Annotated in this window: 14 protein-coding genes; all 14 read right to left on the reverse strand. The window is 29.0% G+C overall.

The features are described 5' to 3' along the window. Positions 1–44: 44 nt before the first annotated feature. Positions 45–953, reverse strand: coding sequence for a glycosyltransferase family A protein (locus tag KGF50_RS01305; protein WP_227827544.1), 909 nt, complete (start codon positions 951–953; stop codon positions 45–47). Positions 954–974: 21 nt separating this feature from the next. After that, positions 975–1,724: a glycosyltransferase family 2 protein gene (locus tag KGF50_RS01310; RefSeq protein WP_227827545.1), complete on the reverse strand. Its 750-nt coding sequence runs from the start codon at positions 1,722–1,724 to the stop codon at positions 975–977. 28 nt (positions 1,725–1,752) lie between these two features. Then, positions 1,753–2,928, reverse strand: a complete 1,176-nt coding sequence (locus KGF50_RS01315; protein ID WP_227846464.1) for a CDP-glycerol glycerophosphotransferase family protein — start codon at positions 2,926–2,928, stop codon at positions 1,753–1,755. A 14-nt stretch (positions 2,929–2,942) separates the two neighbouring features. Next, positions 2,943–3,782: a glycosyltransferase family 2 protein gene (locus KGF50_RS01320; protein WP_227846465.1), complete on the reverse strand. Its 840-nt coding sequence runs from the start codon at positions 3,780–3,782 to the stop codon at positions 2,943–2,945. Positions 3,783–3,784: 2 nt separating this feature from the next. Then, positions 3,785–4,942, reverse strand: a complete 1,158-nt coding sequence (locus tag KGF50_RS01325; RefSeq protein ID WP_227846466.1) for a polysaccharide polymerase — start codon at positions 4,940–4,942, stop codon at positions 3,785–3,787. Between the two features lie 15 nt (positions 4,943–4,957). Beyond that, complete coding sequence (locus tag KGF50_RS01330) at positions 4,958–5,680, reverse strand: glycosyltransferase (RefSeq protein ID WP_227827549.1); 723 nt, start codon at positions 5,678–5,680, stop codon at positions 4,958–4,960. A gap of 11 nt (positions 5,681–5,691) precedes the next feature. Next, positions 5,692–6,765, reverse strand: a complete 1,074-nt coding sequence (locus KGF50_RS01335) for a mannose-1-phosphate guanylyltransferase (protein ID WP_227846467.1) — start codon at positions 6,763–6,765, stop codon at positions 5,692–5,694. Between the two features lie 21 nt (positions 6,766–6,786). Continuing rightward, positions 6,787–8,493: a phospho-sugar mutase gene (locus KGF50_RS01340; protein ID WP_227846468.1), complete on the reverse strand. Its 1,707-nt coding sequence runs from the start codon at positions 8,491–8,493 to the stop codon at positions 6,787–6,789. Between the two features lie 45 nt (positions 8,494–8,538). Next, a complete protein-coding gene (murJ, locus tag KGF50_RS01345; protein WP_227846469.1) occupies positions 8,539–10,095 on the reverse strand; it encodes a murein biosynthesis integral membrane protein MurJ in 1,557 nt (518 codons plus the stop codon). A 114-nt stretch (positions 10,096–10,209) separates the two neighbouring features. Continuing rightward, positions 10,210–11,265 carry a cell wall-binding repeat-containing protein gene (locus KGF50_RS01350; RefSeq protein ID WP_227846470.1) on the reverse strand — a complete coding sequence of 352 codons (1,056 nt, stop codon included), beginning with the start codon at positions 11,263–11,265 and terminating at the stop codon, positions 10,210–10,212. Positions 11,266–11,359: 94 nt separating this feature from the next. Then, on the reverse strand, positions 11,360–12,046 hold the full coding sequence (locus tag KGF50_RS01355; protein WP_227827554.1) for a sugar transferase: 687 nt from the start codon (positions 12,044–12,046) through the stop codon (positions 11,360–11,362). Positions 12,047–12,265: 219 nt separating this feature from the next. Next, on the reverse strand, positions 12,266–14,290 hold the full coding sequence (locus KGF50_RS01360; protein WP_227846471.1) for an N-acetylmuramoyl-L-alanine amidase: 2,025 nt from the start codon (positions 14,288–14,290) through the stop codon (positions 12,266–12,268). Between the two features lie 249 nt (positions 14,291–14,539). Continuing rightward, positions 14,540–15,691 carry a DUF5009 domain-containing protein gene (locus KGF50_RS01365; RefSeq protein ID WP_227846472.1) on the reverse strand — a complete coding sequence of 384 codons (1,152 nt, stop codon included), beginning with the start codon at positions 15,689–15,691 and terminating at the stop codon, positions 14,540–14,542. Between the two features lie 109 nt (positions 15,692–15,800). Continuing rightward, a complete protein-coding gene (locus tag KGF50_RS01370) occupies positions 15,801–17,378 on the reverse strand; it encodes a cell wall-binding repeat-containing protein (protein WP_227846473.1) in 1,578 nt (525 codons plus the stop codon). Positions 17,379–17,490 lie beyond the last annotated feature (112 nt).

The raw sequence follows: 17,490 nt of genomic DNA on the forward strand, positions 1-17,490 counted from the left end.
TTTACTCTCCTTATATAGCAACTAGCAGTACTATACCAACAAGTTTACTTAGATACTAATTTTCTTTGTCCAATATATTTGTAATATCCTAATGGGAATAACACTAAATACAATAATTTATCAGATATTTTTTTGATTTCGCCAAAATAATGACTGTCAGATAACAATGAGTATCTAGCTAAATTTATGTAATTCTTTATCCACATATATGGATATCTACCTAAAGGATATGTATTTTGATTTATTAAATATAAAAACTCTAATGCTCTACCTTTTAATGCATTTTTATTTAATATATTCTTAGTCAAACCATCATCCAAATAATCTCTTATTATCATAGGTTTGTTTACACATTTAACTTTATAGTATTTAGACATTTCATTCCATACTACACTTTCTGGTAAAAATCTCACTTCTTTTCTTTCTGGAAAAGGAAATTTTATAAGCTCATCAGTTACAAATACTATGCTTTTATCTCCCTTAACACCATATTTAAAATATAGGTCTGCAAAGTGACATATTTTTTTATCCTCAGGCATTTCTGTGCCTATTAAATCTCCGCTTGGGTACACACAAAGTCCAACAACACCACTAAATCCTTCTTTATTTTCTACAGAATTCCATTCATCATTAGCAATTTCAAGAGAATCTTTAATTAAACCATCATCACTATCTACAATGAAAAATAGTTCTCCATCTGCATTTTTAACACCTAGATTTATTGCAGTATGCTTTCCTCCATTTTCTTTGTATATATATCTTATATTTAATTTATCTTCTGATATAAATTTTTCAACTAATTCTTTAGTACCGTCGCTACTTCCATCATCAACAATCAACCACTCAAAGTCGTTGAAATCATATGTTTGAGCTTTTAGATCATTGTACAAATTTTCAAGTAGATGAGCTCTATTATATGTTGGAGTAAATACAGTAAATTTATATTTATACATTAATTAAATCTTCCTCTCTATCTAACTTTTTTTAATTCCATTTATTCCATAATTAATAAAGTAGTATATAGCTTTGTATAGAGGTATTTTTTCTATATTTCTATATATATTCCAAGTCCACATAGCAGCCTTTATCTTATTACCACTAAGGGAGTTACTAGATTTTCTATATAATGCTAAAACTTCATTTATTCCATGAGCGATATGTCCTCTTTTCAATATGGATAACCACAAGACATAATCTTCATGTCTTACACCACTCATTTTAATTTCAAAATCCAATTTAGACTTATCAATTACAACGGTAAGACATCCCAAAATATTTCCCTTTAATAACCTTCTATAATCTACATTAGGTGGCACTTTTATTACTTTATTTAACTTTTTATCATTTTCGTCCATCAGTTCATATGAAGTAAATGAGATTACATAATCATTTTCTAACATAAAGTTTACTTGTTTTTCTAACTTACTACTATTCCACTGGTCATCACTATCTAAAAAAGCTATAAATTGTCCTGTCGCATTACTTAATGCTAGATTTCTAGCATTAGAGACACCCTTATTAGTCTCAGTCTTTATGCATTTTATTCTACTATCTTGTTGCATATAAGATTTGACTATATTAGGACTATTATCTGTTGAGCAATCATCAATAATTAACATTTCCCATTCTTGATAAGTTTGGTTTAATACTGATTTTATGGTTGCTTCAATAAATTTTTCAGAATTATACATGGGAGTAATTATAGATACTAAATTCTTCTTCATATTACCTTCCTCATCATTTATAAAATATTTATTTAATTTTACTTAATACACAATCATATATCCTCTTGCAGTTCTTATTGTCATTATATCTGAAAAACTTATTTCTTTCATTTTTTTGGTTACCCATAACCTCAAAATTACTTTCAATAATATCAATAAGTTTATTCACAGCTTCATCATTATTATAAGCCAAAGACCCAAACATTTCACTTTTTAAATCTATATATGAATCAACTTTTTCCATATATTCATCTAAATCAAATTGATAAAATAAAATAGGTCTGTTCATATATAGAAAGTCTATGGCAACACTTGAATAATCAGTTATGTTTACAGCTGATTTTCTTATTTCATTTGCTAGAGTTACCCCTTTATCTAAAAATACAATTCGTTTACCAGTTATGTTTTCTTTTATGTCATCTATAAACTCATGCATAAGATGATGCATATAAATTTTTACATTTATATCTTTCTCATCTAATATTTTATTTAATTTATCATCATTCAAGAAATTCATTATATTTTTAAAATAATCTGTATCTGTAAATTTTCCTGAACTAAATTTTATCCAGTCTCTCCATGTAGGAGTATATAATATATCTCGTGTTTGTGCAACTTCATTTGTTGGTAAATTGTCATATCTTGCATTTCCAATTATATAAACTGAGTCATCTAACATTCCCCAATCGTTTACCATGACATCTCTTTCAAACTCAGAACTTGCTGTAACTATATTATAGCTTTTATATAAATTATCTATAATATTTTTAAACTTTTTATTCATTGGTTTTCTCTTTTTAAAACTTATCGTTCCATGATTTAAGAACACTTTTATCGTCTTTTTATGGAAATAATTAAGAACAGGTACAGCAAAGTTATAAGGTGCTATATCTGCTGATGGCGCATGTGAAAATACTATAGCTTTTGAATTGTAATAATATAGATAGTTTTCTACACTTCCTCTTATTAATTTCTTGCCTGGAATTTTATCGAATACTTTACTGTCTTTATTTACTACCCAATAAGTTTCTACATCATTATGTTCTTTCAACATATACTCATAAAAGAACTTGGCATTATCATTGTATATATCTCCTGAATGTCCACCTATAAGCCAGATATTTCTACCATTAAACTTATGCTTACTAAATGGATACATAAAAAAAGCTAAAAGCATATTTATTAAAAATTTAACCTTGTTCATAAACACCATCCTCATTATAACTTATACTGTCTAAATCCATTAATTCTTCCTTTTATAGTGGCACTATGATAATCTTTGTTGGAACTCAATATAAGACCTCCTATATTTCTTACAAGTTTTGATGCCATGACCTTTACAAACTTATAATTCTTTCTATAGACTATTTCTTTTTTGCAAAGGGCTCCAAAACCTCTTCCATAGTTATAATCTTTTTGATACTTTTCTTTAGATTTAGAATGTTTTTTTGCAGGATGGTAAATTATATCATTCCCAAAGTATTTTCCTTTAAATCCTAAACTCAATAAGTTTAAAACATAATCTATCTCTTCACCAGCACCAAAATCTCCACCAACACCTAATTTTTCATCAAATCTTGTGTATTCTTTTTCTCCAAAATCAACAAAAAAAGTTATGGATGTTATAGTATCTAAAACGTTGGAACTTGTGATATCACAAGTTCCATCATACATTTTCTTAAATGCATCAATTTTATTTGCATCCATAGTTTTACAACTGTATATTTTATAATCTTTATTTTTATTAAAGAAGTTTGTAACTTTTTCTAATGTATCATTTTCGTAGACACAGTCATCATCAGGAAAACCTATAATTTGCCCTTTAGCATTGTCTATTCCTACATTTCTATTATAACTTAACCCTAGTTTATCGCTTTTTACATACTTTATATCTAACTTATCAATGTATTTATCAACTATCTCCTTAACTTTGTTATTATCATTTTGATCTACTACTATAAGTTCAAAGTTCTTGTAAGTTTGATTTTCTAAGCTGTCCATAAGTAAGTATATATCATCATATCTATTTAATGTTGGCATTATTAATGATATTAACATTACTACCTCCTACTTTTCATTTTCCACAAATCTACCTCTCTTTTATCATTTAATATCACTTCTTTTATTAGTAATACTATTGTGAAACTAAATGAAGCTTCTAATAATAAATTTTCTGCAAAAGAATATAGTAAAAATATGAATAAAGCTACTAAATACTCTTTTTTATCTTTTTCTATAAAGCTTTGTATACCTTTATACATCAAATACATAAATAAGATGCAAGCAACTACTCCTAGTACACTAATTATATATATATAAGAACTATCTAATGGATTAGTTGCTTTTATAGCAGCACTATATGAATTTCCAAAAGGTTTCATAAAATTCCCCTCTTGAGCTAAGTATACATTCCAGAACTTAGGTCTACTTGCTAATAATCTATTTAGTACACTACTTTTAGAAAACATCATACCAATAATTACACTAAATAAAGTAAGTATTATCGGTGATGTCTTTATAAGCATTGGTAGTACTTTTATTTTTTTTAGGTCTATCACTCTTATTATCTCTACAAATATTAATCCTGCTAATATAGTAAAAAAGCCAGTTCTACTATATGTAGTTTGATAAACAAAGAATGCAGATCCAAATAAAATTATTCTATCCCATTTATTATAGTTTTTATATCTTAAGAATATATATGCTGCATATATAGTAACCATATAATAAAATACTCCATTTGGATTACCAAGTCCAAAATCCATTCTTGTAACAAGCGTATCTAATTTTCCTATATATCTGTAGTGGACTTCCTGATTAAATACTAATGAAGGAAATAAATTAAATAATAATATAGCTCCTATTAAAAAACATACAGATATTATTAAATAACTTTTAACTATACATTTATCATCTATTTGTTTCGCTGATACAGCTAACAAAACAATTAATAATATAGCTCCTTCTCTATTTAATATATAAAGTAATACACAAGCTCCAACTAGCACCATTTCTGTTATACTTTTTCTCTTATCAAATAAAAAAAGTAGCATTAGTATTCCTATTGAAGAATAAAATAACGCTGATTTAATCATCCCTATACTCATATCTGGGTCAATAAATGATATCATATACTTTCTAAGTACTATGATAAACAAAACAAATATATAAAGATATTTTTTAATCATAATATTTCTATCATCGTTTAAAGTCTTCATTTCACTTTCTCCCTTTTAGCTTCTTAAAGTATTACTTGCAAATATTTTACAACACTTCCATATCTTATTTACACCCGTTAAGTGCTTACTTTCTAAGAAATAATTTCTTTTCTTAGCCCAACTTTTTCCCCACCAATGTATTCCATAAGTATTTTCTGTAATACATTCTGGCGTAAAGTCTTCTTTAAATCCAAAAGGATAAAAATATTCTTTATCGTAGACACGGATGCCTTCTTCATAGTTATTTTGGTCAATCTTTTTATAATTTTTTTCCATAAGATAAGTCATAACCTTTGGTATTGTAAACAATGAAGAAGTAAGCACCTCTTTTTCGTAGTACTCTAATAAATCTTTAAAGAAAGGATGTCCTTTTTCTACACCTACTATGGCTGCATTCATGTATTCTCCATCATCTTCATATCCACATATAAGCCTATTATTTTCTAAAAGAGGAGTTATATCCTTCAATATCTGCATATCTGTATCCATATAAACTCCACCTTGTTCATAGAGTACTCTTATTCTTGTATAATCTGATATGAATGCCCAAAGCTTTCTTTTATAACATTCTTCCAAAAACTTATTTCCTTTTATTTCTTTCTCTATATCAAAGTTTTTTTCATTCCACTCTACTATCTCATATTCTGGAAGTTTTTCTTTCCAAGAATTTATACATATATTTTCTATATTTCCTTTTGGTCCACCAAACCATACATAATGTATTTTTTTAGGAATCAAATGAACACCTCCTACATATATTCTTGTCTATCTTCTTCTTTTAATTGCTCTACTATCTTTTTGACATCTTGAGCTTTATCTTTTTTACAAACCATAACTGCATCATTCGTAGATACTACTATCAAATCACTAATACCTATTGTCGATATTAATTTGTCATCTGAATATATAATTGAGTTTTTAGTATCTATAGTGATATTTTCACCTCTTTTGATGTTACCTTCATCATCAGTTGGATATATTGCACCTAGAGAGTCCCAAGAACCAACGTCATTCCAACCAAAATCACCAGGAACTACTATAACATCATTACTTCTTTCCATAATACCATAATCTATAGAGATTGATTGTATTGTTGGATAGATTTCTTTTATTTTTTCTATTTCTTCTTCTGTTCCTAAGTAATTACTGATTTCCTCTAATTTTTCATATACTTTTGGTAAGTATCTCTTAAAATCTTCCAATATCTTAGATACCTTCCATACGAACATTCCACTATTCCACACATATTTCTTAGAATTTACATACTCTTTAGCAATTTCATAGTTTGGCTTTTCTACAAACTCCACTACTTCATATGCAACATTTTCTATTGTATTTTCTCTACTAAAGTTTATGTATCCATATCCTGTTGATGGAAATGTAGGAGTTATCCCAATAGTTACTAGTTTATCATTATTTTCTGCTATATAAATAGCTTTTTCTAAAATAGATTTAAATTCTTTTTCATCTTTTATATAATGGTCAGCTGGATATACACACATAACACCATCACCATATTTTTTCATTATGTTAAAGGCTGCAAAACCTATAGCTGCTGCCGTATTTCTGGCACATGGTTCTGGTAGGATATTGCTATCTAAACATTTATCTTTTACTATATCCTTTAAAGCTTCCAATTGCTTCTCATTAGTTACTATAAATAAATCCTCTTTTTTTGCTAGAGAATCTATTCTGTTTATAGTTTCATTTATTAAAGCATCTTCTCCACTTAAATTTATAAGCTGCTTAGGTACTTCTTGTCTACTAAGTGGCCAGAAACGAGTTCCGCCTCCTCCAGCCATTATGACATTGTATACTTTCATCGTTTATCTCCCCTTAGCTCTTTATATAGAATCCACTACATTTAATATATAAGATATTAAATTATTCAACTTAGATTCTACATCTTCTTGGTTGTCTGAGTTTGCTCCAAAGTAAAATTTAATTTTAGGTTCTGTACCTGAAGGTCTTACTGCTATCCAAGAACCATCTTCAAGTAAAAATTTAAGTACATCTGATTTAGGTAAATCATCGACTCCATCTTTATAATCTAAAATCTTATCCACTTTTACATCAGCCACATTATCTATTTTAACACTTCTAAAGTAAAGCATCATCTCTTTTATTTTTTTTATTCCATCTATACCTTTTAAAGTCACTGACTTTAAGTCCTCTTTATAGTATCCAAATTTATTATATGTATCTATCAAAGCTTCATACAAGTTCATACCTTTTGAAGAATAGTATGCTGCCATTTCACATATCATAAGTGAAGATACAACACCATCTTTATCTCTAGCATGAGTTCCAATTAAGTAACCATAGCTTTCCTCATATCCCATTATAAAGCTTCTATTATTACTTTCTTCAAACTCTTTTATTTTTTCTCCTATAAATTTGAATCCTGTTAAAGTATTTAAACAATCTACATTATAAGCCTTTGCTATTTTAGCACCTAGTTCTGATGTAACTATAGTTTTTATTATTGTAGGATTGTTTTTAGGAAGTTTATTTTCTTCAGCTAAACTCTCTACTATATATCTAACTAAAAGTGAGCCCACTTGGTTTCCATTTAAGACTATATACTCACTACTTGAATCTTTTACAACCACACCTACCCTGTCACAATCAGGGTCTGTTCCTATTATCAAATCAGTACCATTACTCTTTGCCATTTCAATAGCTATATTAAATACTGATTTTTCTTCAGGATTAGGATTCTTAACTGTTGAAAAATTAGAATCTGGTAATTCTTGCTCCTTAACCACCATTACATTTTCAAAACCACATTCATTTAAGACTCTTCTTACTGGTTTATTTCCAGTTCCATGAATAGGTGTATATATTATCTTTAATTTTTTTCCATATTCATCTATAGTATTTTGTCTTAAAACTTTATTCTTAACAGCTTTTATAAACTCATCATCTACTTCATTATCTAATATAGTTATTAAATTTTTAGATAAAGCTTCTTTAAAATCTACACTTTTAATAAGACTGTAATCATCAATCTTATTAACTTCTGAAATTATATCATTTGCCATATCTATACATATTTGACCACCATCTGAGTCATATACCTTATATCCATTGTACTCTTTAGGATTATGACTTGCTGTTATTACTATTCCCATAGCACATTTTAAATATCTAACAGCAAAAGAAAGTTCTGGTGTAGGCTTTAATTCTTCAAAAATATAAGCCTTTACACCATATGCACTTAAAGTCTTTGCTACTTCTATACAAAACTCTCTTGACATGTGTCTGCTATCATGTGCTATAACGATTCCCTTTTGCTTTCCTTCTTCACCTTGCGTCTTCATAATATAATTTAAAATTCCAAGCGTTGCACGTCTAACAGTATAGATATTGATTCTATTAGTTCCCGCTCCTATTATACCCCTTAGACCACCTGTCCCAAATTCTAAATTTTTATAAAATCTATCTTGTATTTCTTTTTCATCATTCTTTATACTTAATAGCTCTTCTTTAGTTTGTTCATCAAAATAAGGAGAATTTAACCACATCTCATAATTGTTTTTATAATCCATATTTTCATCCTTTCTGACTCTATTTTAATTTTTTAAGGTAAATGTCTATCTTTTAAGTAGTTTTTGTTTTCCTTTTCTTAAAAACTCAAAAGCTAAATCCATCTCTTCTACCTTAAATAAAACTATCAATATTGTATATACAGAAGCCCCACCTAATACTCCAGTTCCAACTGCTATAATTTCTTTAATTGTTCCTGCACCTATAAATGCATATAAATTGTTATATATCAATAAAGTGACTACTGCCATTACACCTGATGCTACCAAACTTTTAAGACCAGTCTTTATGATTTTATCTCCTCCAAAATATCCATTTTTCTTTTTAAGAGATATAAACAATAATATAACTGTAATTATATTAGATGTACTAGTTGATATAGCAATACCTGCATGACCAAGTGGTTTTATCAATATTAAATTAAGAACTATATTTATTATTAAGGCTATACTTCCATTTATCATTGGTGTCTTTGTATCTGAAAGAGAGTAAAATGCCCTATATAAAACATCTCTTACTCCACAAGCCAATAAGCCTAGTGAATACAATCTAAGTGCTATAGATGTAAGGTCTGTTGATAATGCATCAAATTTACCCCTTTGGAATAATATTCTAACAAGAGGTTCTGCTAATATAATAGCTCCTATAGATATTGGAAGCACCACCAATATAATACAATTTGATGATTTTACAATAGTACTTATAAATCCTTCTTTATTATCTTTACCTGACATTTTTGCCAGCTTAGGATATATAACCGTTATTATAGATGTAACAAATAATGCCATAACAAACTCATTTAGTCTATTTGCATAGTTAAGGGCGGATAACTTTCCATCCCCCAAAGTAGTTGCCAATAACCTGTCAACAAATATATTTAATTGTCCAACAGCTACACCTATTAACATAGGCAAGACTAGATTCACTAGTTCTTTTATGGACTCATCCTTTAAATTTATATACGGCTTATACTTATAGGACTTCTTAAATGCAAATGGAAGTTGAAACAATAGCTGACTTGCCATAGCAACCAGTGCTCCTGCTGGTAGTATCCATATATTCTTTCCTGCACTTAGTGCTATTGCTGCTATTATTATGATATTATATGGAATTCCTATAAGACCTGGAATTACAAAACTGTCATTCACCTGTAAAAATGAACTGAATATTTTACTTCCACTCAAGAATAAAACTCCTGAAATCATTATTTTAGTAAATAATATTGCTGCTTGAAACTTAGCAGGGTCACTTCTAAATCCTGCTGCAAATACTGTAACAAATTGCTCTGTAAATAAAAGCCCAAGAATAGCTATTATTATAGCCATTATATAGCATATATTTAAAACATTATTAGTAAATTTTAAGGCACCTTCATCTCCGAGTCTTTTCTTTGTCTCAAAGTACATAGGTATATAAGTTGTAGCAATTGCAGAACCTATGACTGCTATGATTAACCCAGGTATATTTAATGTTAATACAAATACATCTGCATACATACCTGTTCCATAGAAATTTGCAAGTACAAGTTCTCTAAGGAAACCTAATACTTTTGAAAACATAGTGGCTGCCATAATCCACAATGCTGCTTTAGCTGTTTTTGACATTTTCTTTCTCCTTATCTAATTTAAACTCTAAAAGTAGAACTTTTAAAACTGCTTATAAACATTATTCTGATTAAGTAAATTTAACCTATGAAAAGTTTCCCTATAAATTAAAGACTATCTTGACTCATATCTAAGTGCCCTAAATACAATCAATAATAATAATAGTATTAATACTATACAAGATAAAGATGTTAGATTAAGCATACTCTTTAATAGACTATAATTACCTACTGTATATCCAACTTCAATTACATCACTTATGTTGTTATCTTTCAAGAATTTATCTTGTGCACGACTTAAATTATCACTACAAATCAGTATTGGCATATTTTCTTTAGCCGATACTACTCCCAAAGAAATATATTCGTTTACATCAGATCTACTACCAAAGTCTAATTTAGCAGTATAGATTTTCTTTATATCTTTTTCATCATAAAACTTCTTTATTAAATCGACATTCGTGCTTGACTTATTTATTTGCTTTATACCTTCTATATTCTTTAAGCTAGAATCAATATCTGCAACAAACTCTTTTGAATCACCTAATGCATATATTTTTTCAAGGTTTTTACTCTTTAAGAAGTCAATTTGTTCTTCAAAACCTTCATCTTGAGCCCATATTATTGGCATTCCATTTTTAGCCGCATAAGAATATACAGATATGGCATTCTCTAATCCTGTAGTTGAGCTAAGTAAAAATGCTTTATCAAATCCTACTGTTCTGTACATTTCTCTAGCTATCTTTAAAGATGTATCATATCTGTCTTTTCCTCTTATTCTTTCTACTTTAATTCCCATTTTCTCTATATTACGTTCAGCATCTTTAGATACTGCCTTTAAACCACCTATTATTGTAACCTTCTCTGGACTTAGTTCTTTTAGATAATTTCTTGTCACTCTACCAACGTTTTTACTCTTAGTTACAACTATTGGAGCATTTTTTACATATGCTAAAGGTGTTGCACTTATACTATCTACAATTGACTCTTCATTTACAAGAATTACTTCTTTAGAATTCTTAAATACTCTTTTATTTAATTCTGTTGAAATCTCTGGTATACTACCTTCTATCAACTCTTTTTTAGGGCTTACATCTGCAAATACTCCCACTGTACTAGAAATAGAGATTAGCAAAACTAACGATAATATAGTAGAAATTTTTTTAATCATAAGTTCTCATTCCTTTTCTTTTTGTATTTTTTGACAATAAAAAAGCTCTTTTTTAAAGAGCTTTTTCATTGATTAATAATCTAATATTTTAAAATTATCTAGCTCCGTCTCCTGTCAATACTACTTTAACAGTTTTAAAGAGTATCTTAAAGTCAAGTAATATACTCCTATTTTTTATATAGTAAATATCTTCTTTAAGTTTTTCTTCAGGAGTGATTTCGTATCCACCATTTACTTGTGCCCAACCTGTAAGTCCAGGTTTTATAGCAAGCCTGTTGATAAATCCAGGTATTTCCTCATTAAATTGAACAGTAAAGTTCGGTCTCTCTGGTCTAGGGCCTATTAAGCCCATGTCCCCCTTTAATATATTAAACAGCTGTGGAATCTCATCAATTCTAGTTTTCCTAATAAACTTTCCAACCTTAGTTATTCTAGGATCATCTTTTTCAGCCCATTGTGCGCCAAATTTTTCTGCGTCTGTTCTCATAGATCTCAATTTATATATATAGAATCTTCTCCCGCATTTTCCTAGTCTTTCTTGCTTATAAGTTATTGGTCCTTTGTCCTCTATTTTAATAAGAATTCCAAATATTGCTATTAAAGGTAAACCTACTACAAGTCCTAATATAGATAAAACTAAATCCATAACTCTTTGGTACAAGTCAAACAACACTGTCCCTTTTACTATGCTATAGTCAATCTCGCTTGCAATTTCTTTATCTGCCCCTGGATAGCTTGTAACTTTAGGTATTTCACATTCATCATTAGTATATCCAGACATAGTTACCTCCATATTGGAATAAAAATTTTTTAAATTCTTAATTTCAACGTATTTCTATCTTATTTTTGACTTATTTCTATATTATACTCAATAATGAGCAGTTTATCAATACAATAAACGTCATTGTAAACAATTTGATTCTTTGCAAAAATATATCATCTCTTGCTATATTTTACATTATAACAGGAGATGATATATTTTGCTTTAATATTTTCTATTTTATTTTACTGTATCTTCTATTCCTATTCCAATTTGAGTTCCCATTGTCTTTACTTTTTCTGCTGTATTTAACTTGTCCATATCGCTCTTATTGTCTATAAATGCACATTCTACAAGTATTGCAGGATATTTATTGTTTCTTAATACATATAGGTAATCATTTCCATTTGCAAGTGTTCTTGTCTTGATTCCTCTATTTTGCATATTAAATTTCTCTAATATTCTTTTTAATATATTTGATGCAGCAGTCTTAGTTGTTCCACCATTTTTATCTTTTACTTTGTAAAAAATTTCCACACCATTACCAGCTCCGTTAGATGCATTGTAATGTATGCTTGTAAATAAATCTGGCTTTATAGTATTTGATAATGTTGTTCTTTCTCCCAAAGCCATCGTTTTATCTGTATCTCTAGTCATAACAACATTTATACCTTTTGAACGTAAGTATTCAGTAGTTGCTAAAGCTGTATTAAGAGTATATTTCTTTTCTTGGGCTCCACCATTTAATCCACTTGTTGCTCCTGAATCAGACCCCCCATGTCCTGGGTCTATTACTACAGTTTTTCCTGCTGCTGAACCTGGATTTTCTGGTTCTGTTGGTGCATTGTGTTTTGATAAACTAGATGCTATAGAACTTATAACACTATCTTTCATTCCATCACCAATTTGATATACTGTTCCTGCTGTTTTTTCTGATAAGTTTGTACTATGATATGCAGAAACGTAAGTTTTTGGAGTTATAAGTATTGGAGACTTCAACTTAGCTGCTAAAGGTCCTGCTGTTATTGAGTCAACTATTATGTCAGATTTTGCAACTAACATTGCACTCAATTCTTTGTCTGGATAGAAAGTCTTAATTACCTTTGCATTAGTTTCATGTCTATCAGCTCCAGATACTCTGTTTTTTGAAGTCCCATTTTTTGCTATCTTAGATATTTTATCTATAAGCTTTGATGATAAACTTTGGTCTCCACCTATGTAGTAAGCTTCTTCTAAACCTTGTGAAGATAGCCAATTATATGTACTTTCTGGTACAGAATCTTTATTAGCTAATATTATAGGTTGTTGGTCTTCACCTGCTTTTGATGAAATATTAAGAGCATCGTACTCACCAGCATATCCATTCGCTATATATATCTTATTAACATCATGATACTTATCGATTTCTTTTGCTATAAGTAAAGATGTTTCATGTCTATCAACTCCACCAATACGAGTTACATTTACATCTACAGCAGATTTAATTTGAGATACTGCCTTTTGTGAAACTGAACCATCATCGCCTATAATTATTACATCACTTGGGTTTAGTCGTTTTAATTCAGCCTTTGTGCTTTCTGGTATATCATCTTTATTTGCAAGTAATATTGGTGCATCATATGTAGAAGCAAGTGGAGTAGCTGTAATTCCATCTGCTGCTAGTTCTCCATTAACTATTACAACCTTACTAGCTCCATCTTTCCATCCTTGTTTACTTATCTCAGCAGCTGTCTCAAATCTAGTAGCTCCTGCAAGTTTTTTTACTGGTGCAGAGGTTTTTCTCATATATTCATTTACTGCTTTTGTTGAGTTAGCATCACTTATTATAAATTCTTGTGTAACATTGTAATCATCAAGATTTAATCCCATAGACTCTAAATCTTCTTTGTTTAAAACTTTTTGTTCATCTTTACCATTTACTTTTATACTTTGAAGTTCCCATACATTTAAGTATTCTGGGTCTTTATTGTAGTTTATTACACCTTCATATGCATCTGTTTTTTCATTATAATTTAAAGTAGCTTCAAGTGGCATATCATAACACATAAAGTTTAATGTTATTGAATCAGCATTTAATTTTTCCTTAAATTTTACACTTGCATTCGATTTACTTCCTAACACTACACTTTTTCTTTGTAAATTTATATTAATATCTGAATTAGATTCTGTATTTGCAGTAGTATTTTCCGCTGCTAAAGCCACGTTTGGTGCCACCATTGCTATAGACAACATTCCTGTTGCTAATAATTTTGTTCTCTTTCTCATTGTATCCCCCCTAGATTTTTTAGACCTTTAAATCTTGCTTAATTCGTCTTGAACTTGTTTTATATTACATAAATTCAATATTATGTAAATCTTTTTTCATTATAGCACAAAAGATTACAAATTGTAATCTTTTTGTAATCTTTTATGGCATGTTTTTTTAATTTTCGCTAGGGAAAAACTGGACAATTCCTGAGAATTTCTGCATATTTGAACAAAGTAAAGAAATATTTTTTTAAACAAAACACTACATTAAATTTTAATAAATATTTTCTTTTTATACATAAACGACATTATTATAACCCAAAACAATACATACAAGAGAGAAAATACAAGAGAATCCCAAGTTGTACCTGCCCAAGGTGTTATAAGTTCATATGTAGTCCATTCCACCAAAGTAGTAGGATAATCTACTTTATCAGTAAGTTTTGGTAAATTCCAAAACACATGGCTGAGTATTTCAAGACACATATATGTAAAAATAGGGCTACTTCCAAGTGCTATTATTGGAGTAAATATTTTACTTTTATTTTTGATGTCACATATAAAGTAAAATATTGCCAATAAAATTCCATAACTTCCAGCCATTAAAAGTACAAATGAGCTTGACCATAACCTCTTATTAAATGGAAAATATTGATTAAAAACAAAAGCACATATAAGTAAAATGATACTCATAATTAATATTTTAAAGAATTTTTTATACTCTCCTATATTTTCTTTTAGAAGTACACATCCCATAGTACAGCCCAACATTCCTGAAGAAATAGCTACTATACTTGTTAAAAATCCATCTGGCTCAAATTCTGGCTTGTACAAATGTCCTTTAAAGAAATGGAAATCCACTAATTGTGCAAGAGAGCCTTCTAACTCAAATCCATATGGTTTTGCCACTATATAATATCCCACTATGATAAATGCAGATATACATAAGAAAGTAATTATAGTTGCGGTGCTTCCTACATGTAGTTTTTTTATTAGTAAATACACTAGACTAGTTACAAGATATACTAATCCCATACGTTGAAGCACCCCAAGTATTCTAACAGTACTTAAGTCATGATTTCCTAGGTAATTTAAGAAAAACCCAAACAGCATTAGTAAAATACTTCTCTTAAATATACTTAGTATTATTCGTATTGTAGATTTATTATTCTTTAGTTTACTATTTATTGATATTGGAATTGTAACACCTAAAGATATAACAAAGAAAGGAAATGCAAAATCTGCAAGTGTCACACCATGCCATATAGCATGTCTTAGTTGTGGATACATTCTCATCCAAGTCCCAGGATTATTACAAACTATCATGAGGGCTATTGATAGCCCTCTTATTATATCTATTGATTTAACTCTATTTTTTATAGTTTTAGTATCTAATTTACCTTCAAATCCACTTTCCATATTACCTCCCCCAAGATTTAACTGTATATTTATCTTTAGCTATGAGTCTATCTAACTATATATCTTCATACATAAGTCTAAAATATAGTTCTCTTAAATATACATCTTTTTAGCTAAGAAATTTCTTTAGAAATCCAAGTTTATCTAGTATGTCTTGTATTTTATTGACTTTCTGACTTATAGAATCTATAGCTTTTTCAATAGAATCAACCTTAGCCTCTAAATCCTCAACCTGATTTACTTTTTTGTCTATAGTACCATGATTATGTATATCACTATTGGATGAGTTATCTATAAGTTTTCCTATATATCCATCATTAATCAATTTTGTATCATTAGCAGATGCTAATATCATCAATGTATCTATATCTGAATTTCTAGTATTTTCTATAACTCTACCATTTTTGTCACGAACTGACAATATAGTTATTGTATCATGATTATTAAATCCACCTTCTCCAATATTTCTAACTATAACATTTACTAAAGTAGCATAGTTATTTACCTCACCATTAGGCATATCAACAGTGATAGTCTTTGAGCAATCTCCTTTTATATTCACTGTTATTGGCTTATTTGTTACCATTCTAAAAGCTTCATTTACAGTATCCTCTTTTGGATTAAAGTTAATAATGTCATTAGGACTTGCAATATTTATCATATTAGTTAATTCCTCAACAGTTTTAGCTTCAAATATAGTTTTATCTTGTAAAGTCTTAATCTCATTAAAAGCTTCTTCATTTCCATTTCCGCCAACTTGTGTTACAGTACTTAATTTTTTAGTACTAAGTATATCTCTTTGCTTTGTATTTAATTTATCACCAACCAAAACAACAGGCGATTCATTCTTTGCTGCCAATACTCCAACTGCCAATGAATCAATAAGTTGATTTTCATTTTTACTTCCATCTTTGGTTACATATATATTATTTAAATCTACATCAGAATAAAACTTTTCTATAACCTTGGCATTAGTTTCATTTCTATCTTTTCCACTCAATCTTTCTGCATTAGGAAGGCTCTTTTCTACAGCTCTTGAAACAGAATTTGTCCCTCCAATTACATATGCTTTTATAACTTTCTCATCCTTTATAAATTTTTCAAATGGGTCTACCCCATCCTTTGGACTAGATAAAACTACAGGCATATTATTTTGAGCAGATGGTGCTCCAACACTTACAGCATCACTTAGCCCTTTTTCTCCATTTACAACAGCTATCTCCTTAACATCTTTAATATCTTTTAGTTTATTTGCTAAAAGCAATGAAGTCTCATATCTATCATTACCACTAATTCTTTCTACATTTAATCCATCATTTTTTAATTGATTCTCTATATCCTTATTTAACACAGCAGTCCCACCAATTAAATAAATATCCTTAGATCCCAAACGCTTTAGCTCTGTTTTAGTTCTATCATCCAATTTATTACTTTCTGTCAAAAGTATTGGAGCTCCCTTAGCTTTTGCAAATGGTGTAGCTGAAAGAGCATCAGCTAAAGAACTATCATTGACTAATACAGCATTATTACTAGAACTATATGCTTTTTGACTTATCTTTACAGCAGTTTCATATCTCCCTTCACCTATTAATTTTTCTTCTGTAAGTGCATATGATGAAGTTATAGAAATCCCACTCAAAGTAAGCGCTATTGTCAATATTGTTAAAATAGTTTTTGGTGCTTTCATTTTATTACCCCCTTATTTCGTTTAAAATCTTACTATATTATATTATAGAACATCTTTACACTATTTTACAGTTTAAAATTATTACATTTTCTAGATAAAAAATTTCTCAAGA

This window comes from Clostridioides sp. ZZV15-6598, from assembly GCF_020657705.1.
GTDB classification, from domain to species: domain Bacteria; phylum Bacillota; class Clostridia; order Peptostreptococcales; family Peptostreptococcaceae; genus Clostridioides; species Clostridioides difficile_F.

Coding starts and splice junctions, on each gene's coding strand:
- KGF50_RS01335 (WP_227846467.1), bottom strand. CDS start 6,765: ATGAAAGTATACAATGTCATAATGGCTGGAGGAGGCGGAACTCGTTTC.
- KGF50_RS01320 (WP_227846465.1), bottom strand. CDS start 3,782: ATGTTAATATCATTAATAATGCCAACATTAAATAGATATGATGATATA.
- KGF50_RS01355 (WP_227827554.1), bottom strand. CDS start 12,046: ATGTCTGGATATACTAATGATGAATGTGAAATACCTAAAGTTACAAGC.
- murJ (WP_227846469.1), bottom strand. CDS start 10,095: ATGTCAAAAACAGCTAAAGCAGCATTGTGGATTATGGCAGCCACTATG.
- KGF50_RS01340 (WP_227846468.1), bottom strand. CDS start 8,493: ATGGATTATAAAAACAATTATGAGATGTGGTTAAATTCTCCTTATTTT.
- KGF50_RS01325 (WP_227846466.1), bottom strand. CDS start 4,942: ATGAAGACTTTAAACGATGATAGAAATATTATGATTAAAAAATATCTT.
- KGF50_RS01305 (WP_227827544.1), bottom strand. CDS start 953: ATGTATAAATATAAATTTACTGTATTTACTCCAACATATAATAGAGCT.
- KGF50_RS01315 (WP_227846464.1), bottom strand. CDS start 2,928: ATGAACAAGGTTAAATTTTTAATAAATATGCTTTTAGCTTTTTTTATG.
- KGF50_RS01310 (WP_227827545.1), bottom strand. CDS start 1,724: ATGAAGAAGAATTTAGTATCTATAATTACTCCCATGTATAATTCTGAA.
- KGF50_RS01350 (WP_227846470.1), bottom strand. CDS start 11,265: ATGATTAAAAAAATTTCTACTATATTATCGTTAGTTTTGCTAATCTCT.
- KGF50_RS01360 (WP_227846471.1), bottom strand. CDS start 14,290: ATGAGAAAGAGAACAAAATTATTAGCAACAGGAATGTTGTCTATAGCA.
- KGF50_RS01370 (WP_227846473.1), bottom strand. CDS start 17,378: ATGAAAGCACCAAAAACTATTTTAACAATATTGACAATAGCGCTTACT.
- KGF50_RS01365 (WP_227846472.1), bottom strand. CDS start 15,691: ATGGAAAGTGGATTTGAAGGTAAATTAGATACTAAAACTATAAAAAAT.